Annotated in this window: 19 protein-coding genes, 1 pseudogene and 1 riboswitch; of the genes and pseudogenes, 11 read left to right on the top strand and 9 right to left on the bottom strand. The window is 66.0% G+C overall.

Annotation, left to right across the window (positions count from 1 at the left end; genetic code table 11):
* The 5 genes from CC207_RS28040 to CC207_RS24355 all read left to right on the top strand — a co-directional run.
* Positions 1-1,445 (top strand): DNA polymerase II (locus CC207_RS28040; RefSeq protein WP_256582348.1); only part of this gene is annotated, 1,445 nt, incomplete at its 5' end.
* A gap of 369 nt (positions 1,446-1,814) precedes the next feature.
* Positions 1,815-2,381, top strand: coding sequence for a DUF4174 domain-containing protein (locus CC207_RS24370; RefSeq protein WP_088852905.1), 567 nt, complete (start codon positions 1,815-1,817; stop codon positions 2,379-2,381).
* 167 nt (positions 2,382-2,548) lie between these two features.
* Positions 2,549-3,025 (top strand): hypothetical protein, encoded by a 477-nt coding sequence (locus CC207_RS24365; protein ID WP_028691807.1) that lies wholly within the window; start codon positions 2,549-2,551, stop codon positions 3,023-3,025.
* A 93-nt stretch (positions 3,026-3,118) separates the two neighbouring features.
* Complete coding sequence (locus tag CC207_RS24360) at positions 3,119-3,952, top strand: DUF692 domain-containing protein (RefSeq protein ID WP_028691806.1); 834 nt, start codon at positions 3,119-3,121, stop codon at positions 3,950-3,952.
* A complete protein-coding gene (locus tag CC207_RS24355; protein ID WP_088852904.1) occupies positions 3,945-4,745 on the top strand; it encodes a DUF2063 domain-containing protein in 801 nt (266 codons plus the stop codon). The genes CC207_RS24360 and CC207_RS24355 overlap by 8 nt, the downstream gene beginning before the upstream one ends.
* Here the strand turns inward: CC207_RS24355 and CC207_RS24345 are convergent.
* Positions 4,663-5,775, bottom strand: a pseudogene (locus CC207_RS24345) (GlxA family transcriptional regulator). The gene CC207_RS24355 and the pseudogene CC207_RS24345 overlap by 83 nt on opposite strands.
* A 90-nt stretch (positions 5,776-5,865) precedes the next feature.
* Positions 5,866-7,992: a TonB-dependent siderophore receptor gene (locus CC207_RS24340; protein ID WP_088852907.1), complete on the bottom strand. Its 2,127-nt coding sequence runs from the start codon at positions 7,990-7,992 to the stop codon at positions 5,866-5,868.
* Positions 7,993-8,098: 106 nt separating this feature from the next.
* Positions 8,099-8,304, bottom strand: a riboswitch (cobalamin riboswitch).
* A gap of 160 nt (positions 8,305-8,464) precedes the next feature.
* Between CC207_RS24340 and CC207_RS24335 the strand changes: the two genes are divergently transcribed.
* Positions 8,465-9,211 (top strand): outer membrane beta-barrel protein, encoded by a 747-nt coding sequence (locus tag CC207_RS24335; RefSeq protein ID WP_028691804.1) that lies wholly within the window; start codon positions 8,465-8,467, stop codon positions 9,209-9,211.
* Between the two features lie 59 nt (positions 9,212-9,270).
* Here CC207_RS24335 and CC207_RS24330 read toward each other — a convergent pair whose 3' ends face one another.
* The 3 genes from CC207_RS24330 to lpxO form a co-directional block, all read right to left on the bottom strand.
* On the bottom strand, positions 9,271-9,840 hold the full coding sequence (locus tag CC207_RS24330) for a GNAT family N-acetyltransferase (protein WP_028691803.1): 570 nt from the start codon (positions 9,838-9,840) through the stop codon (positions 9,271-9,273).
* Positions 9,841-9,919: 79 nt separating this feature from the next.
* The gene (locus CC207_RS24325) at positions 9,920-10,264 is read right to left on the bottom strand and encodes a carboxymuconolactone decarboxylase family protein (protein WP_062359743.1); all 345 of its coding nucleotides are present in this window, start codon (positions 10,262-10,264) and stop codon (positions 9,920-9,922) included.
* A 160-nt stretch (positions 10,265-10,424) separates the two neighbouring features.
* Positions 10,425-11,324, bottom strand: a complete 900-nt coding sequence (gene lpxO / locus CC207_RS24320) for a lipid A hydroxylase LpxO (RefSeq protein ID WP_028691801.1) — start codon at positions 11,322-11,324, stop codon at positions 10,425-10,427.
* Positions 11,325-11,539: 215 nt separating this feature from the next.
* On the opposite strand from lpxO, the gene thpR reads away from it, so the two are divergent.
* A complete protein-coding gene (gene thpR / locus CC207_RS24315; RefSeq protein WP_088852903.1) occupies positions 11,540-12,085 on the top strand; it encodes an RNA 2',3'-cyclic phosphodiesterase in 546 nt (181 codons plus the stop codon).
* 105 nt (positions 12,086-12,190) lie between these two features.
* On the opposite strand, the gene CC207_RS24310 is transcribed toward thpR, so the two are convergent.
* Positions 12,191-12,790, bottom strand: a complete 600-nt coding sequence (locus CC207_RS24310; RefSeq protein ID WP_062359747.1) for an NAD(P)H-dependent oxidoreductase — start codon at positions 12,788-12,790, stop codon at positions 12,191-12,193.
* A gap of 93 nt (positions 12,791-12,883) precedes the next feature.
* On the opposite strand from CC207_RS24310, the gene CC207_RS24305 reads away from it, so the two are divergent.
* The gene (locus tag CC207_RS24305; RefSeq protein ID WP_028691798.1) at positions 12,884-13,480 is read left to right on the top strand and encodes a TetR/AcrR family transcriptional regulator; all 597 of its coding nucleotides are present in this window, start codon (positions 12,884-12,886) and stop codon (positions 13,478-13,480) included.
* 37 nt (positions 13,481-13,517) lie between these two features.
* On the opposite strand, the gene CC207_RS24300 is transcribed toward CC207_RS24305, so the two are convergent.
* The gene (locus tag CC207_RS24300) at positions 13,518-14,423 is read right to left on the bottom strand and encodes an AraC family transcriptional regulator (protein WP_088852902.1); all 906 of its coding nucleotides are present in this window, start codon (positions 14,421-14,423) and stop codon (positions 13,518-13,520) included.
* A gap of 178 nt (positions 14,424-14,601) precedes the next feature.
* On the opposite strand from CC207_RS24300, the gene CC207_RS24295 reads away from it, so the two are divergent.
* Positions 14,602-15,654, top strand: a complete 1,053-nt coding sequence (locus CC207_RS24295; RefSeq protein ID WP_088852901.1) for an NAD(P)-dependent alcohol dehydrogenase — start codon at positions 14,602-14,604, stop codon at positions 15,652-15,654.
* Between the two features lie 38 nt (positions 15,655-15,692).
* On the opposite strand, the gene CC207_RS24290 is transcribed toward CC207_RS24295, so the two are convergent.
* Together CC207_RS24290 and CC207_RS24285 are read right to left on the bottom strand one after the other, a co-directional pair.
* Positions 15,693-16,352, bottom strand: coding sequence for a DUF3313 domain-containing protein (locus CC207_RS24290; RefSeq protein WP_028691795.1), 660 nt, complete (start codon positions 16,350-16,352; stop codon positions 15,693-15,695).
* Positions 16,349-16,687 (bottom strand): hypothetical protein, encoded by a 339-nt coding sequence (locus tag CC207_RS24285; protein ID WP_088852900.1) that lies wholly within the window; start codon positions 16,685-16,687, stop codon positions 16,349-16,351. The genes CC207_RS24290 and CC207_RS24285 overlap by 4 nt, the downstream gene beginning before the upstream one ends.
* Positions 16,688-16,839: 152 nt before the next feature.
* On the opposite strand from CC207_RS24285, the gene CC207_RS24280 reads away from it, so the two are divergent.
* Positions 16,840-17,553 carry a response regulator gene (locus tag CC207_RS24280; protein WP_062359753.1) on the top strand — a complete coding sequence of 238 codons (714 nt, stop codon included), beginning with the start codon at positions 16,840-16,842 and terminating at the stop codon, positions 17,551-17,553.
* Positions 17,550-18,838: ATP-binding protein (locus CC207_RS24275; protein ID WP_088852899.1), on the top strand; the 1,289-nt coding region annotated here is incomplete at its 3' end. The genes CC207_RS24280 and CC207_RS24275, both read left to right, overlap by 4 nt.

Here is an 18,838-nt window from a genome sequence, read left to right as displayed (position 1 = left end):
TCGACACGCCGTACCAGCGCATGGACGAGATCAACCGCCGCTTCGCCGAGGACAAGCTGGCCCTGGCCCGCTACAACCTCAGGGACTGTGAGCTGGTGACGCGGATCTTCGCCCATACCCACTTGCTGGAGTTCCTCCTCGAACGCGCCTCGGTCACCGGACTGGCCGTGGACCGCAGCGGCGGATCGGTGGCCGCGTTCTGCCACCTGTACATCCCGCACATGCACCGCCTGGGCTATGTCGCGCCGAACCTCGTCGGTGGCGAGGGCGAGGCCAGCCCGGGCGGTTTCGTCATGGAGTCGCGGCCCGGGCTGTACGATTCGGTGCTGGTGCTCGACTACAAGAGCCTGTACCCCTCGATCATCCGCACCTTCCTCATCGACCCGGTGGGGCTAGTCGAGGGCTTGCGCCAGCCGGACGACGCGCACTCGGTGGAGGGCTTTCGCGGTGGCCGTTTCTCGCGCCGCCAGCATTGCCTGCCGGCCATCGTCGAGCGTGTCTGGCAGGGGCGCGAGGCGGCCAAGCGCGCGGGCAACGCCCCGCTTTCGCAGGCACTGAAGATCATCATGAACGCCTTCTACGGCGTGCTCGGCTCCAGTGGCTGCCGCTTCTTCGACCCGCGCCTGGCCTCGTCGATCACGATGCGCGGGCACCAGATCATGCGTCAGACCCGGGCGCTGATCGAGGCGCGGGGCTATGACGTGATCTACGGCGACACCGACTCCACCTTTGTCTGGCTCAAGGGGGCCCACGACGAAGCGGCTGCCGCAAGTATCGGCCAGGCGCTGGTGGCGCAGGTCAACCAGTGGTGGCGCGAGAACCTGCGTCATTCCATGGGCCTTGAGAGCGCGCTGGAGCTGCAGTTCGAAACCCACTACCGACGCTTCCTGATGCCGACCATCCGAGGCACCGACGAAGGCAGCAAAAAGCGCTACGCCGGCATGGTACGGCGCAGCGACGGCCAGGACGAAATGGTCTTCAAGGGGCTGGAGTCGGTGCGCACCGACTGGTCGCCGCTGGCCAGGCAGTTCCAGCAGGAACTCTATGGCCGGGTGTTCCGTGGCCAGCCTTACCGCGACTACCTGCAGGCATACGTGCGCCGTACCCTGGCGGGCGAGCAGGATGAATTGCTGGTCTACCGCAAGCGCCTGCGTCGCCCGTTGGCTGACTACCAGCGCAATGTGCCGCCGCATGTGCGCGCGGCGCGCCTGGCCGACGAGCATAATCGACGGGTGGGGCGCCCCACTCAGTACCAGAACGGCGGCTGGATCAGCTACATCATCACCACCTCGGGGCCAGAGCCCCTGGAGATTCTGCAATCGTCGGTCGATTACGAGCACTATGTCGCCCGACAGCTGCAACCCGTGGCGGATGCCATCCTGCCATTCGTGCTGGGGCACACGATCGACCTGGGGCACCTGGATCAACTCGCCTTCGACTTCTGAACAGGTCGGGGCGGGTGCTATCTATCGAGGATGCACCGAAGTTCATGCGCTCGTGTCTCTAATTTCAGCAGAGACGAGTCATGGACAACAACGAGCCGCAAGTGCTTCGCGCGCCAACAGTAATCGAGCACGAAACGTTCCAGGACGCCATCATCGCTCGCGCTTGGCGCTGGAAGCCGGCGAGATGGCAACGCCACGGCACGGCCCTGAGTGTGTGCAGTATCCTTGGACTATGCTCTGGTCAGGTGTGGGACATGCCCGGTTACTTTTGCCGCGAGCAGGCGCCTGGCCAGTTGGTTTAGGCTCCACGCCGGATCTTTCTCCCTGATCCGCAGTCTTTAGGTTTATAGAGAAAACAAGGAGATGCGCATGCTCGTTCGGTCACTGACCCTCGCTACCCTGTTCGCCTTGGCTAGCCCGCTGTTTGCCGCAGACAGCGATGCACCGTTGGCCAAGGAACTGGGCAAGGCACGGCCACTGGTGGTCATTGCCCCGAGTTCGGCCGACCCGACCCTGCGCGGCCTGGAAGAGGCGTTGAAAGACTCCGCCACCCAGGCCGGATTCAAGGAGCGCAGCCTGGTGCTGTACAGCGTCGCCAACATGATGGGCAAGCGCGAGGACAAGAACCTCGAGCAGCAGACCACAATGGCCCTGATCCGTGAGCTCAAGCTGGGCGCGAGCAAGGGCACCAAGGTGATCCTGGTGGGCAAGGACGGCGAGCGCCACATGCTCAAGGACGACGACAGCGGCGAGAAGCTCGACCCGCAGGTGATCTTCAAGGCGGTCGACGAGCTGCCGGCCAGCGAAAAGGCGGTCACCGCTCCCGAACCCGTCGCAGCCGTACCTGCCGAGCCCAAGGCCAAGGACAGCAAGACCAAGGATGCCAAGGCCAAGCCCGCCAAACCTGCAGCGCCGCCCAAGCCGCTGGAGGACTGACCGCTCTGTCACGGCCCTCTGCGCAACCAGAGGGCCGTTCATGTATCACTGTGTATCTGCGCTTCGCCGCGACCCATTGGCATACAAAATATCGCCTGCCTCGATACATCAGCGACACACCGCTGCGGCTCAATGGCTCCACTTTCCAACCACAGTGGAGCGACACCATGAAAACGACCCGTCAAACCCTCGGCCTGCTCGGCGCCACCTTGCTAGGCGGCATGGTTCTGGGCAACAGTGCCTTCGCCGTAGAACCCCTGGCCCAAGGCTACCAGCTGGCCTCGGCCAAGACCCCGGGCGAAGGCAAGTGCGGTGCCGGTGGCAAGGCCACGCAGAGCGAGGGCAAATGCGGCGAAGGCAAGTGTGGCGCCAGCGCCAAGGCCGGAGCCGAGGGCAAGTGCGGTGAGGGCAAGTGTGGCGACGCCTCGTTCGCCCGCACTGACAGCAACCGCGACGGCAAGGTCTCCCGCGAGGAGTTCCTGGCCGTGGCCAAGGACAGGGCGGCAGACTTCGACAAGATCGACCGCAATCACGACGGCTTCATCTCCGAGCAGGAGGCCCACGATCACCTGGCGGCGATCTACAAGGCCAACGGCAAGGCCATGCCCGACGGGCTGTTCAGCCATCTGACCGGCCAGTCCTGAAGCGCCTCGCGGGGCCAGCCCGCTTCCACGATGTCATGTGTGGGAGCGGGCTGGCCCCGCGCTGCCGTTCAACGCCCCAGAGCGCCTGCAATCATGCCCCAACCCAAATTGCACACCGGCCTCGGCCTGCGCCGTGGCCTGCTGCCCGACTTGCTGACGATGGAGGCGGGCGCGGTGGACTTCCTAGAGTGCGCCCCGGAAAACTGGATCGGCGTCGGCGGCGCCTTCGGCCAGGGCCTGGCGCGCCTGGCCGAGCGTTTTCCCATCGCCTGCCACGGCCTGTCGCTGTCACTGGGCGGCACCGCGCCGCTGGATCGCGGCTTTCTCGAGCGCACCCGACAGTTCCTCGACCACCACCAGGTACGGATGTACAGCGAGCACCTGAGCTACTGCAGCGACGATGGCCACCTCTACGACCTGATGCCGATCCCGTTCACCGAAGAGGCCGTCCACCATGTGTCCGCACGCATCCGCCAGGCCCAGGACATGCTTGGTCGGCGCATCGCGGTGGAGAACATCAGCTACTACGCCGCGCCGTACCAGGCGATGCCCGAGCTGGACTTCGTCCGCGCCGTGCTCGACGAGGCCGACTGCGACCTGCTGCTGGACGTGAACAACGTTTTCGTCAATGCCTGCAACCATCGCTACGATGCCCGTGCCTTCCTCGCTGGCATACCCCGTGAACGGGTGGTGGGCATGCATGTGGCCGGTCATTACGACGAGGCCCCGGACCTGAAGGTCGACACCCACGGCGCGCCGGTCAAGGAGGACGTCTGGGCGCTGTTCGCCGACGCCTGTCGGCGCTTTGGGGCGCAGCCAACCGTGCTCGAGCGCGACTTCAACTACCCGCCGCTGGCCGAACTGCTGGCCGAGACGGCGCGTATCCGCAGCCTGCAATATGCCCACGGAGTGCCCGGCCATGGCTGAGACCCTGCGCACCCAGCAATTCACCTTGGCGCGCCACCTGCGCGACCCGGCCGCCAATCCGCCGCCGCCCGGCATCGAGGCACGGCGCCTGAAGGTCTATCGCGAGCTGTTCCATGGCGCCATCGAAGGACTGCTGGCCGGCAGCTTCCCAGTGCTGCGCCGTACCTTGGGCGATCAGCGCTGGCATGCGCGCGTGCGCGATTTCTACGCCCATTACCGCAGTCAGACACCGCTGTTCACCGAGGTTGCCGCGGCGTTCATCGACTACCTGCAGGGCATCGAGCCCGATGCCCCTTGGCAGCTGGAACTGGCGCACTATGAATGGATCGAGGCGCAGCTGTACCTGAGCGACGCCGAGGACCCGCCGCACGACCCGGACGGCGACCTGCTCGACGGCGAGCCACTGTTGTCGTGCGTGGCGCGGGTGCTGGCCTACCGTTGGCCGGTGGAACGCATCGGCCCGGAGTACCAGCCAGGCGAGGCGCCAGCGCAACCCACCCTGTTGCTGGTGTACCGCGACGCCGACCTGCAGGTGCGTTTCGCCCGCCTGGCGCCGCTGGCCTGGCAATTGTTGGTGGGCCTGCCGGGCAGCGGGCGCGAGCGCCTGCGCGCGTTGGGCGAGCAGCACCAGCAGGCGGGCCTGGAGCTGCTGCGCCAGTTGCGCGGGCAGGGCATCATCGTCGGCACCCGCCGAGGCAACAGGGGGGCTGTCAGGCCACTGGAATCAGTGGATCGGCCGCCGTCAGCGCCGTCGCCCGATCCGCGGCCGGCGGATAGATCCACACCGAGTTGATCTGCTGCTTGAGCTGCTTGAGCTGCTTGGCCTCGGCCTTGTCCGTCGGTGGCGAGACGGTGCGCTCCCAACCCTCGGTGTACACCGCGCCCCAGGCACCGAGGTCGAGGCAGGTAACATACTTGGGCTGGCTGTAGATCATCGGCGCCATGCCGACCAGCTCGGCGGCGGCGTTGTTGCCGGCGTAGCGGCCCAGGGGGATGGCGTGCTGGCAGGACATCACGGCAAAGTTGCCAACCTCGTCGAAGGCCTGCTCGGCCAGCCGCTCGACCGTCAGGCGCGGGTCGCCCAGGTGCTCGTTGAGCCACAGGTGCAGGGCCTCGAAGGCGGCGCTGTCCTCGCCCTGGGCCTTGAGCAGTTCGCTGAACTGCGCCTGGCCGCCGGGGCGCTTGAGGAACACCACCAGCTCGCGGACCACCTGCATGGCCACCTCGCGGCCATAGTCGGCCTCGACCAGGGCCAGCGCCAGGTCGATGCCGGCACTGACCCCGGCCGAGGTCCACACTTGGTCCTGTTGCACGAAGATCGACTCGGCGTCCACTTCGATGGCCGGGAAGCGCCGGTGCAGCGCATCGCACATCGCCCAGTGGGTAGCGGCCCGGCGTCCGTCGAGCAGCCCGGCGGCGGCCAGCAGGAAGGTGCCGCTGCACACCGAGGCGGTGCGTCGGGCGCGTTGGGCGGCCTGGGCCAGCCAGGCAACCAGCTCGGCATGATCGGGGAGGGTGCGGACGATCTCCGGCGCGCCGGGCACCACCAGGGTGTCTAAGGGTTCGCGCAATCAGGGCGCCAGTGGCTCGGTACCTACCGCCAGGCCCTCGGCGGTCGGCACCAGGCCGCCCTCCAGGCTGGCGGTGACCAGGCGGTAACCTGGCAGGCCGCGGGCGGCGCGGGCCTTGGTCGCGGCCCAGAAGACCGTCTGCGCGCCGGTGAGGTCGAGCAGGCCCATCTGCGGGTAGGCGAGGAACAGCAAGGTGCGCGGCTGATCCAGGGCGTGCACGGGTGGGGTGGGGATCGGCGGGATGTCGGTCATGGCACGCTGCTTGTGATGAAGGCGTAGGCCCTAGTCGAGCAGGTGGCACGGTGCTGATCAAGCACCGTGCGACGAACGCTGGAGTCCGCCTCAGAAGCGGTAGTCGACCGTGGCGAAATACGAGCGCGGCGTGCCCAGCAGCCATTGCTCGCCGCTGTAGCTGGACTGGGCGTACTGGCGGTCGAACAGGTTGTTCAACTGCAGGCCCAGGCGCACGTCGGGCAGCACCTGCCAGCCCAGGTTGGCATCGACCACGGTATAGCCCGGCACGCGCTGGTCGTTGGCCGCGCTGGCGCAGCGCTCATCCACGTAGCGCAGGCCGATGCCGGCATCCACGGTCTGGCCGAAACCTTTGCTCAGCCACAGGTTGGCGGTGCGTCGCGGCACGTCCTGCGGACGGTTGCCGGCGCGGTCGTGGACCGTGCCGTTGTCGCCTTTCTCGAGAAAATCATCGTACTTGGCCCGCACCAAAGCGGCATTGGCCGAGAGTTGCCACTGGTTGCCCAGCGCCAGTTCCAGGCTGGCCTCCAGGCCGTCGGAGGTCTGCTGGCCGGCCTGCTGGCTGTCGTGGGTGAGCGGGTTGTACACCGGCAGCTTCTTCTTGACGATGTGATAGGCCGCCAGCGTCCACTCGCCACGGGTATCCCAGAAACGTTGCTTGAGGCCTACCTCGGCCTGCTTCGCTTCGGTCAGTTCCAGGCGCTTGTCCGGGCGCTGGGTGAGCAGGTCGCCGACGCCGTCCTCGCTGGTCGAAAACTGCCCATACAGCGACAGGTCGTCGGTGACAGCGAACACCAGGCCGGCGCGCCAGTTGCCGCCCTGCAGGCTGCGGTCGCTGCGGCTGTTGTTGGCCAGGTCGTCGCGGTCGATGTGATTCTGGTCGCGGCGAATGCCGGTGACCAGTGCGAGGCGGTCGGTCAGCTGGGTGCGGTTTTCGGCGAACAGGGCGAAGGTGTCGACCTTGGACAGCGTTTGTGCGCGGGTTGGGCTGAGGCTATGGAAGCCGCCCGGAGCCGGATGCCACGGGTCGAGCGGGTCGCTGCCGCCATCGCGGTAGGGCGAGTTGCTGTCGACGTTGAAGCGGATGCGGTTGTACTCGGCGCCGACCACGGTCTTGCTGTCCAGGCCGAACAGGCCATGGTCGAAGGTGAAGCTCTGGCGATCGCCGAGCTGCTCCTGGTTATGGCGAATCTCGAGGAAGCTGCCGCGCTGGATCACGCCGTTGGCGGCGTCCCAGGTGTAGGACTCGGCATTGCGCCACTGGCGGCGGCTCTTGATGTAGTACAGCTGGTTGCTGGCACTGACGCGGTCGCTGAGGGTCCAGTCGGTGGTCAGGCGCGTCCACTCGTCGTGGTAGCGCTGCTCGTCGTTGCTGACGTTGTAGTTCTTGCGCCGCACGCTGCTGCGCAGGTGCCCATCGATCAGCGGGGTGCCGTAGTAGTTGGCCGGTTGCGCATCGCCGCGTTCGTGGGCGAGGGTAAAACTCAGGTCGTCGCTGGCATCGAAGCGCAGGGCGGCGCTCAGGGCCAGGCTGCGCGAGTCGGTGCGGTCGACCCAGCCGTTGCCGGCCTGCTGGTTGAGGGTCACGCGGTAGCTCAGGCGCTCGCTCAGGCTGCCGCCGCTGTCCAGGCCCAGCTGCTGGCGGTCCCAGGAGCCGTAGCCCAGACGCAGGTGGTTGCGGATCTCGCCAGCGAACGGCTGCTTCGGCACCACGTTGACCACCGCGCCGGTAGCGCCTTCGCCGTACAGCACCGAGGCGGGGCCGCGGATCACGTCGATGCGCTCGACCATCCACGGATCGACCGGGAAGGTCAGGGTGCCGGCACCGGCGTACAGGCGCGAGCCGTCGAACAGGGTCATCACCGAACTCTGCCCGGTGAAGCCGCGGGCCGACAGGCCGGTGCCGCCGTCGCCCGGCGTGCCGATGAAGGTAAGGCCCGGCGAGCGGGTCACGGCGTCCTGCACGGTGAGGTTGTTGCGCTGCTGGATCTGCGCCTCGGTCAGGCTGCTGGTGCTGGCCGGGGTGTCCAGGGCGCTGAGGTTCAGGCGCGAACCGGTCGGGGACGGGGTGGCCAGGTCGATGGCCTGTGGCTCGCGGGTGTCGGTGATTGCCGTGGAGGGCAGGGTGAAGGGCGTTACTTCATGATCGTCGGCCAGCGCCGGCAGGGACACGGCCAGGCAGGCCGCCAGGGTGTGAAGCTTGTTGATTCGGGACATGTCGTTCCACTGCTGCAGGAAGAGATGGATCCCGGTGGAAAACACGCAACGGTCAAGCGCACGCAGGCGCGCACGCGGATACCGGCCTGCGCCCGCCCACCGCGGGTTGCCAAGTAGCGCCTCAGGCCGGTCTCCGGGCTTGCGAGGGGCATGAAGCCTTCACCTTCCCATGCGTGCGCACAGTGGTCTGTCGAAGGATTCACTCGCTTACCGTTGCGGGGGCAGCGCCGGACTTGTCGTGACAACGACGCACCGGCTTCCCGTTTCACCCTGCGCACGGCGGCGCAGGACACCTGAAACTGGCGCGCATCTGACCATTGAACGGGCAGTGAGTCAATCGTTCGAGTGGGTGGGGAAACTGTGACGGACAGGGCGGTTTAGAGCGGTTTGCCAAATTTTTTCGAACTTTTGCCAAGCCCGTTGTCTCGAACCGGTCGTTCGCCATTCATTCACGTCATGGAGACTTTTGCGAATGTTTACCCGTAACCTGCTGCGCCACGCCTGCCTGCTTGCCCTGCTCGGTGCCCCTCTGGCTGCCACGGCGGCACCGAGTACCGACCCGCTGTTCACCCTCGGCTTGCTGGGGTCCTACGACAAGTTCAAGTTCGAGGGAGGAAGCGAATCGGACAAGGAACACATGGGCCAGGGCGGTGTGTTCGCCACGTTCGGCAACAAGATGACCGCCGAATCCGGGTTCATCTACCAGATCGGTGCCGAGGCCAAGTATGGCAAGAAGAACGACAACAAGCTCAAGGAAGCCCAGGCCGACCTCGACCTGGGCTGGCGCGCCGCACTGGATGCGCGCAACTTCGTCGACCTGACGGTGGGCGGCGGGTACAGCTGGACCCGCTTCGAGCCCGAGATCAACGATCTTGATACACGGCTGACCTACAAGTCGCCGTTCGCCAAGGCAGCGCTGGGCTACAACCACCAGTTCGACGCGTCGACCCTGCGCGTGGAGGTGGGCGCGCGCCACACCATTGATGGCCGCGCGCGGCTCAAAGTCGATGATTTCGGCAGCGACAGCGTCGACATGAAGGACCGCACCAACCCGTATGCGGAGGTCACGCTGCTGATGAACCAGCAGGGCGGCATGCCGGTGCAGGTGGGGGCGTACTACACCCGTACCGAATACAAGCTGGACGAGGATACGCCGGTGGCCGACAACACCAAGCTCAAGCGCGACGAGTTTGGGGTGAAGGTGGGGTTGGCGTTCTGATCGGTTGAGCCTGCGCTGATTCCGTCGCGGGGCAGGCCCGCGATGGATTCAGCTGCCTCTTATCGCCCGCGTCGGCGCGACACCCGCGCCTCGATGTTCTTGCGCCCGATCAGCAGCGCCGGTTTTTCCACGACCGGCTCATCGGCCAGCCACTTGTACATCACCAGGCAGTCCACCAGGCCCAATTCGGCATGGCGGTATGCCTTGGGCAGTCGCCCGACGGTCTCGAAACCGAGCTTGTGCCAAAGCGCCACGGCCACCTCGTTGCTCGCTACCACCGAGTTGAATTGCAGGGCCAGGAAGCCCTCCTGGCGCGCCAGCTTCTGCGAGTGCTCGCACATCAGCCTGGCCACGCCCCGGCCGCGTGCCTGTTCGCAGACCATGTAGCCGCAGTTGCCGACATGTCCCCCGGGGCCGGCGGCATTGGCCTTGAGGAAGTAGGAGCCAAGCAGCACGCCGTCTTCATCGGCCACCAGTGTGCGCAGCGGGGTTTCCAGCCACAGCCGGCGCGCCTGGTCGAAATCCAGGGCGGGGTCGAAGGCGTAGGTCTGGCGGGCCTGGACGATGGCCTGGAAGGTCGGCCAGAAGCGCTCGAAGTCTTCCGGGGTCATGGGGCGGATCTGGATCATGGTGGTTCCTGCACGGGCTGAGGCGCCAAGTCTGGGTGTCGCGGCGCCCGCGCGCAAGGGCGCCCACGCCGCAACCTGCTCAGGCGTCGGCCTTGCCCACGGCGTCTAGCGCCCTGGCCGAGTAGACCAGCGCGGCGCCGGCATTCATCGCCACCGCCACGCCCAGGGCCTCGGCAATCTCTTCGCGGGTGGCGCCGTGCTTGACCGCCTGTTGCGAATGCACGGCGATGCAGCCGTCGCAGCGCGTGGTGACCGCCACGGCCAGGGAGATCAGCTCGCGGGTCTTGGCGTCCAGGTGGTTGGTCTTGGCCCCGGCGCCGCTGGCGGTCATGTAGCCGGCCACGGTATCGGGAGAGAGTTGCTTGAGATCGCCGATGCCGGCCATCAACTGCTTACGGTAGGCGTCCCAGTCCATCATGCTCATCGTCTTCACCTTGTCAGGTTGGCAACAGGAGCTATCAGGCTAGTCGATGTTTGGCGGGGGGATGAGGCGTAGGTGATCTTGGTAGAAGCCGCCTTGCGGCCCTTTCGCGACACACGGCCGCTCCCACAGGGGCGTGGGGCGGCCGATAGACAGTGGCAGGTCAGATATAGATGAACACCAGCACCAGCGCCGCGACCACCGCCCACTTCTCCAGGTAATAGCGGGTGCGGTTGCGTTTCTTCATCGCCTTGCCGCGCTCGCGGATCTTGTAGATGCGGGTGAACAGGCGGTTGATGCCGCCGGTCTTGTCGCTGGCATCGTTGGGCGCGGCGGCGGCGGCCATGACGTTGCGGCTGAACCAGCGGTTGAACGCTGCGGCCCAGCGGTACTTGAGCGGGCGCTCGACGTCGCAGAACAGGATGATGCGGTTGTGCTCGGTGGTGTTGGCCGCGTAGTGGATGTAGGTCTCGTCGAACACCACGCCCTCGCCGTCACGCCAAGAGTACTTCTCGCCGTCCACGTCGATGTAGCAGCCATCGTCGTTGGGCGTGTCCAGGCCCAGGTGGTAGCGGTAGGAGCCGGCGTACGGGTCGCGGTGGCGCACCAGCTTGGCGCCCGGCGGCAGGGTGGCGAACATCGCCGCCTTGACCGTGCCGATGCCGGCGAGCAGCTCGGTGGTGCGTGGGCACAGGGTCATCGCCGAGGGGTGGCTCTCGCCGTACCACTTCAGGTAGAAGCGCTTCCAGCCGGTCTTGAAGAACGAGTTGAAACCGACGTCGTCATAATTGTCGGACTTTTTGATCTCGCCGGCCTGCAGCAGCTGCTGGCCTTCCTTGCGGATTTCCTGCCAGTGGTCCTGCAGCACCTGCAACTCGGGGAAGGCGCTGACCGGCAGGTACGGCTTGGCCGGATGCTTGGAGAACAGGTAGAGGAAGGCGTTGACCGGGGCCAGGAAGCTGGAGTGGTCGCCCAGCTGGCGTGTCAGCTTGTGACGAACCCGACCGCGCAGGTGAACATAGGCGATCGAGAGGACGAAGATCAGTACGAGTGCAATTTTCATGGACGATTACTTGTCGAAAAATGGCCATGCGCCATGGCGTAAGCCCGCCAGCATAAACAATCGTGGCGTGGGTTTGTACTTATTGTTACGTCTTGTCTGGCCGACTTAGGTGCAATGGCTGACAGGTTGCGCAAACGATTCAACAGTTTATGTAGCTGTTTTGCGTGGGCAGAACGCTACACTCGATGACGCGAACCGTTACCAGGGAGACTCCAATGGTCCAGGATCAGCGCCCCAGCGGCGCGCCGTTCAAACGGTTGTTCTTCGCCTTGCCGGTCAGCGACGAACAATGCCGCGCCCTGGCGCAGTGGCGTCGAAGCCTGAACCTGCGCAGCGGCAAACCGGTGCCAGCGGAGAATTTCCACGTCACCTTGCTGTTTCTCGGTGATGTGGACGCCGAGCAGGTGCCGGCGATCTGCACGGCGGTCGATCAGCTCAGGCGGCCGGTCGCACCGCCACGCTTGCTGCTCGACCGTCTGCAGGTCTGGCCACGGGCCAGCGCGCTGGTGCTGGAGGCGCAGCAGGCACCCGCAGCGCTGCTGCAACTGGTGTATGGCCTGCAACAGGCGCTGTTGCCCCTGGGCGTGGAGGCGGCAAACCGTGAGTACCGCCCGCACCTGACCCTGGCCAGGGACTTTCGCGGCCAGCCGCCGGAGGCCGGCACGGCGCCGGAATTCTTCCTTGCCGCGCGGCACTTCACGCTCTACGAATCGCGCAAGGGCCGTTACTGGCCCTTGGCGCAATGGCCGTTGAGCGCGTGAGCGGCGATCACAACTCAGGCGTGTACTTGACCGAGAACATCACGGTGCGCGGCTCGCCGTGGTTGTTGCTGCCGTTGAGCTGGTTGAAGCCTGCCCGGTGGCATATCAGGCCGCAGCTTCCTGGCCTTCGAACAGGGTCGATCCCAGTTGGCGGGCTTGCGGCAGAAGGCTAGCGGGGGCTGCGCCTTCACTGTCGGTGAACAGGGTCGAACTAATGACCCGGGCACCGCAGTAGTCGAAAATGCCGTGCTCGATCTGCACGCGCATGGCCTCGCCATAGCCATGGCGCTCGAAGGTGCCGGCATCGGCGCCGGCCACGCCGACCAGGTGCGCGGTCATACCGTGCAGCAGCTTGGTAGTGGCGCCGTCGGCGGCCTGGTCGAAGGCCCAGCCGTTGCTGAACACCCGCTCGACCCAGCCCTTGAGCAGGGCCGGCAGCGACCACCAGTAGATGGGGAAGACCATGACCACGGTGTCGGCACGTTCAATGCGGGCTTGTTCTGCCAGCACATCGGCGGGAGGCTTGCCCAGGCGCCGATGCACGGCGTGGTCGGCCAGGCCGAAGCGTGGGTCGAAACCTTCACGGGCCAGGTCGGCGAACTCGCTGGTATGGCCGGCGGCGTGCAGGCCCTCGGCCACTTGCTGGGCAAGGGCGTGGGTGAGGGAGTCGGGATCGTGGTGACCGATGACAATCAAGGCATGCATGGTGGAATCTCCAGAATCAGGATGCAGGGACACCGGGAGCGTTATATACTCGAGGTAAGTTACGTTCAGTAAGTTACTTTTGGTAGGTAATCGATGTCAAGCGAGGAAAAGTCCGCGCCGCGCAAACGCCTGTCCCGCGAGGAGCGTCGGCGTCAATTGCTGGACGTGGCCTGGCGGTTGGTACGCGAGGAGGGCACCGATGCCCTGAGCCTGGGGCGCCTGGCCGAGCAGGCCGGGGTGACCAAGCCGGTGGTGTACGACCATTTCGAGACCCGCAACGGCTTGTTGCTGGCGCTGTACCAGGAATACGACGCCCGCCAGACGGCCATGCTCGACAAGGCCCTGGCCGGCTGCCCGGCCGGCCTGCCGGAGCGGGCCTGGGTGATTGCCGAGGCCTATGTGGACTGCGTTGCCACCCAGGGCCGGGAGATCCCCGGGGTCAGCGCCGCGCTGGCCGGCTCGCCAGAGCTGGAGGCGTTAAAGCGCGGCTATGATGGGCCGTTCATGGACAAGTGCCGCGAGGCGCTAATGCCATTCGCGCCGGGTGGCGATATCGGCGTGGCCGGGTTGTGGGTGCTGGTGGGAGCGGCGGACGCGTTGTCCCTGGCGGCGGCGGCCGAAGAACTGACGGCTGAAGCGGCCAAGCGCGAACTGCAGGCGACTATCGTGGCGATGGTTCTGCGGCAGTAATTTGGGGGAGCTCCAGTTCAAGATTGCCGGGCTCCAGTCAGGCCGGCAGGCTCTGGTATGGCTGTTCCTCGCCCGGACTGCGGGCGAACTGGCGCTTGTACTCGCGGCTGAACTGCGAGGTGCTTTGGTAGCCGACCCGGTGCGCCACCTGGGCCACGCCCAGCCCTTCGCCGATCAGCATCTGCTGCGCCTTGAGCAGGCGCAGGCGCTTGAGGTACTGCATCGGTGCCAGGTCAGTGCAGCGCTTGAAGTGTTCGTGGAAGGTCGACACGCTCATGTTCGCCCGGCTGGCCAGCTCATCCACCCCTAGCGGCTCGGCGTAGTGCTCGCGCAGGTAGGCCAGGGCCGAGCCGATCCGGGCGAAATGCCCCTGCTGCTCGACCAGTGCCCGCAGCACGCTGGCCTGTGGCCCGCGCAAGGCGGTATAGAGCACTTCGCGTACCCGCGCCGGCCCCAGCACCTTGGCATCCAGCGGGTCCTGTAGGCACTGCAGCAGGCGCTCGACGCTGTCGCGCATGGCTGTGTCCAGCGCTGCCGAAGTCATCGATTGTGGCGTCTGTGCCTGCACCGCGGCATCCGGCCCCAGCTCCATGCTTTGCACCAGCTCGCCGAGCTGGGCACGGTCGATGTCCACCGCCACGCCGAGCAGCGGTGCCTGTGGCGTGGCGAAGGTCTCGCACATGAACGGCACCGACAGCGCCTGTACCAGGTAATGCCCGGCACCGTACTCCAGGGTGCGTGGGCCCAGGCGCGCCAGTTTGCTGCCCTGAGCGAGGATGATCAGGCTGGGTTCGTAGATCTGCGGGCTGCTGGCCACATAGTGGTCCCAGGTGAGGATCTGGACCTGGGGCAGGGCGGTGGGCACGAACCCCGGGCCTGTGGCGAGGGCGCGGATCAGCGAGCAGAGCGTGGCATTGGCATCCACATGGCGAGTCAGGTGCATGGTGAACCCGGGCAGAGAATCAGACACTGGCATCTTCGCAGATTAGCGGGGGCATGCCAGAGGTAGGCGACAAGGTCCGGAGAATCAGGCATGCATGCCGGAGAATCGGCTGTGGGCGAGTCTGGTAGCGGCGCGCAGAATGCGCCGCCTGAATCGTTTCACTCGCACGAGGTACCCCATGTACACCGCCATCGGTTACGCCGCCCAATCCTCCTCCAGCCCCCTGGCTCCCATGACCTTCCAGCGCCGCAGTCCGCGGCCCGACGATGTGGTCATCGAGATCCTCTACTGTGGTGTGTGCCACTCCGATATCCACCAGGCCCGTAACGAATGGGGCATCGCCGTGTACCCGCTGATGCCGGGCCACGAGATCGTCGGTCGGGTCAGCGCGGTGGGCGCGCAGGTCAGCCGTTACCAGGTCGGCGATCTGGTCGGCGTCGGTTGCATGGTCGACTCCTGCCGCCATTGCGAGGCCTGTCGCCAGGACGTCGAGCAGTATTGCCTGGAAGGCCCGACCATGACCTATGCCACCCCCGACCGGGTCGACGGCAGCAATACGATGGGCGGCTATTCCAACAGCATCGTGGTCAGCGAGCATTTCGTCCTGCGCATACCCGAGGGCATGGACCTGGCCAGCGCGGCGCCGATTCTTTGCGCCGGCATCACCACCTATTCGCCCCTCAAGCATCACGGCGTAGGCCCTGGGCACAAGGTGGGCGTGCTGGGCATGGGCGGCCTGGGCCACGTGGGCATCAAGCTGGCCAAGGCCCTGGGCGCGGAAGTGACCCTGTTCACCCGCTCCGCATCCAAGGCCGAGGAAGCCCGTCGTCAGGGCGCCGATCATGTGATCGTCTCCACTGATGCCGAACAGATGCGCAGCGCGGCGGGCCGCTTCGATTTCCTGCTCGACACCATACCGGTACAGCACGACCTCAACCCCTACCTGCAAACCCTGAAGTTCGATGGCGTGCATATCCTGGTCGGGCTGATCGAACCGATTGACCCGCCGGTGCATGCGGCCAACCTGGTGATGCAGCGTCGGATACTCGCCGGCTCCCTGATCGGTGGTATTGCCGAAACCCAAGAGGTGCTCGACTTCTGCGCCGAGCATGGAATCAGCTGCGATATCGAAATGCTCGACATCCGCAACATCAACCAGGCGTACGAGCGGATGATTGCCGGCGACGTGAAGTACCGCTTCGTCATCGACATGGCCACGCTCAAGGCCTGATCCTGCCGTGGAGCAAGCTTACCCTTCGATGCCTTGCGCTACCTGAGCGGCGCAGCATATCCCTGGCGCAGGTCCATGGCCCAGCCATCGAGTACGGCCTTGACGTTGTCGGCGGTCATCACCTGTCGGTCGTTAGCCAGCGGCACGCCAGTACCCGCGAGCATCGCTTCGCCCACCACCTTGCCGCTGGTGCCGGCCTCGAACGACAGCTCGCTGGTGATCGCGCTGTCCCGGTCGCGAATCCCCGCGGCGCTGCTCACCCCGGCCGCGACCAGTGTGATCGGCAGCCACTCGTAGAGCCGCAGGCCTTGGGTGTCGGCGCTGATGCGGGTGATGGCCGGCCTGACCACCAGGGTGTTCGGGCCGGGCCTGTCGACCACGGTCATGACCTTGCCCAGTTCGTTGCGCAGTACCGCGTCGTAGTAGTGGGTGATGCTGGCGAGGGTGGTCTGGGGAATGCGCGTGCTTGGCTCGGGTGTCGGGTAGAACTGGCTGGGTGCCAGGTACACCTCGATATAGCGGCCCCGTGGCCATTTCGGGTCGGCCCAGCTGAGCACCGTCCCGCCTGAAGGTGCCTGGTGCGGGGTGAGCAGGCCGTAGTCCTTTAGATAACCGGTGGGGGCCGGCTTGTTGCTGCCACACGCGGACAGTCCCAAGCTGGTCGTCAGCACCAGTACCAGAAGGTGACGCCGACTCATGGGTGGCGAACCTCGCGCCGGGCCGGGTGGGCCGCTTGCAGGTGGGGTACATCCTGCGATATCTGGATGCGCAACTGCCCGCGCGCCATCAGCCAGTGCACGAGGTCACGGACGGGAACGGTGTGGCTGTACTCGACCCATTCGCCAAAAGTCGGCTCATAGTGTTCGAAATACCGGCGCAGGGTGACATAGCCCTGTTCGCTTGCCAGCTCCAAGCTTTCCTGCTGCACGATCAGGGAACCCGTTTGTCCGCGCTGGGTGTTGCGCTGACTGAGGATCAGGGATGCGCGGCCCTCATGCCCATCGGTGCTGTTGCGGCTGTCGACTATCTTCATGGGGAACCCTCGGTAGTGGAAGGCCGGCAGGGTGAAGGGCCATCGTTGCCAGATGATGTCTGCTTTGTGTCGGGTATGACGAAATGTTGCGCGATTGAAATAAATGACCCGCGTGGCGCAATGGTTTTAGATACGCCTTTTTTCGGACCGGTATGACCGTGAGCAGACTGTTGATCGTCGATGACGACGTGGAAATCCTCGCCTTGCTGAAGCAGTTCTTCGTCCAGCACGGCTACGAGGTGGACCTGGCCGCCGAGGGGCAGGCGATGTGGGCGGCCATCGCGCGGCAACGCCCGGATGCGATCATCCTCGACCTGATGCTGCCCGGCGAAGGGGGCCTGGACCTGTGCCAGAAACTGCGCGCGCAGCTTGGGGTGCCGGTCATCATGCTCACTGCCATGGCCGAGCTGAGCGACCGCATCATCGGCCTGGAACTGGGCGCCGACGACTACCTGACCAAACCCTTCGACCCCCGCGAACTGCTGGCCCGCCTGCGTGCCGTGCAACGCCGTGTCGGCGAGCAACTGCCGCGCGGCGAGACGGCGCGGCCGGTGATCGGCTTTGCCGGCTGGCGCCTGGACATCACCTGCCGCGAGTTGCGCTCGCCCGAGCAGGTGATGGTGCCGCTGTCCGGCGCCGAGTTCGACCTGCTGGTGGTGTTTCTCGAACACCCGCAGCGTATTCTCACCCGCGAGCAGTTGATCGACCTGACCCGTGGTCACGGCCATGACGCCTTCGACCGCAGCATCGACGTGCAGGTCAGCCGCCTGCGGCGCAAGATCGAGCCCGACAGCAAGCGACCGGACCTGATCCGCACGGTGCGCAATGGCGGCTACCTGTTCAGCGCCACGGTGAGCCGTTCGTGATCCGCCGCCTGCTGGGCCGCGATACCTTGCGCAAGCGCATCGCCCTGACCATCTTCACCGCGTTGCTCGCGTCCTTGGCGTTCAATGCCCTGTTCGTCCAGCTAGCCGGCAGCTGGGCACGCCCGCCCATCGACCGTACCGGCCTGCTCGATCAGATCGCCGTGACTACCCATATGATCGAGACCGCGCCGCCAGCGCTGCGTGGGCAACTGGCCGCGGCGGCGAGTACGCCGACGTTGCGGGTAAGGTGGAGCACCCGGCGCGCAGACTTCGGTTTGCCTGGTCCGGGCGTGCCGCTCAATTCCGGACAGGTGCCGGCGATGGCGCAACTGTTGGGACCGTCACGCCCGATCGCGGTGTACAACCCGGGCGACTGGCCTGATGGCAGTGCCGATGCACACTACGTGGCGCTGGTCGGGCTGGACGATGACAGCTGGCTGCTGTTCGTGCCGCCGGAACGCAGCTGGGGCATGAGCGCGACGGCGCGTCTGGCGGTGGTCATCGGCCTGGGCCTGGTGGCGACCCTGCTGGTGGCCTGGCTTGCCACTCGCCAGTTGGCCGCGCCGCTGCAACGCTTCGCCAGTGCGGCGCGGCGCTTTGGCGGCGACCTGCAGGCACCGCCTATCGCTATCGAGGGCCCCGAGGAGATCCGCCAGGCGATCATCGCCTTCAACACCATGCAGGCACAGATCCAGCACTTCATCCGTGAGCGCACCCATATGCTCGCGGCCATCTCCCATGACCTGCGCGCTCCGTTGACGCGCATGCGCCTGCGCAGCGAGTTCATGGAGGATCTGGACCACCAGCGCAAGCTGGTCCGCGATGTCGACGAGATGCAGACGATGATCAACGAGGCCCTGGCGTTCTTCCGCGAGGGCACGCAGTTGGAGCAGCGCACGGCGTACGACCTGTCGGAGCTGTTGCAGACCCTGGTCGACGACTACCGTGACCAGCATCTGGACATCGCCTTCAAGGGCCCGGCACACCTGGTGCATGACGGCCGCCCATTGGCGACCAAGCGGGTGATCGTCAACCTGGTGGAAAACGCCATGAAGTATGCCCGCGATCCGCAGATAACGCTGCGTCGCGCCGCTCACCTGATCGTCATCGAGGTTCGCGACAGTGGCCCAGGTATTCCCGACGAGGCCCTGCAGCAGGTGTTCGAGCCGTTCTACCGGCTGGAGGGCTCGCGCAACCGAGACACCGGCGGCGTCGGCCTCGGCCTTTCGGCCGCCCGTGCCAGCGTGCGCGAGCAGGGCGGCGAACTGACCCTGCGCAATCGCGT

It is taken from the genome of Pseudomonas sp. DrBHI1 (assembly GCF_002205115.1).
Lineage (GTDB): Bacteria > Pseudomonadota > Gammaproteobacteria > Pseudomonadales > Pseudomonadaceae > Aquipseudomonas > Aquipseudomonas mosselii.
The sequence above is the reverse complement of the archived record's forward strand: the minus strand, read 5'-3'. Positions and strand labels throughout refer to the sequence as shown.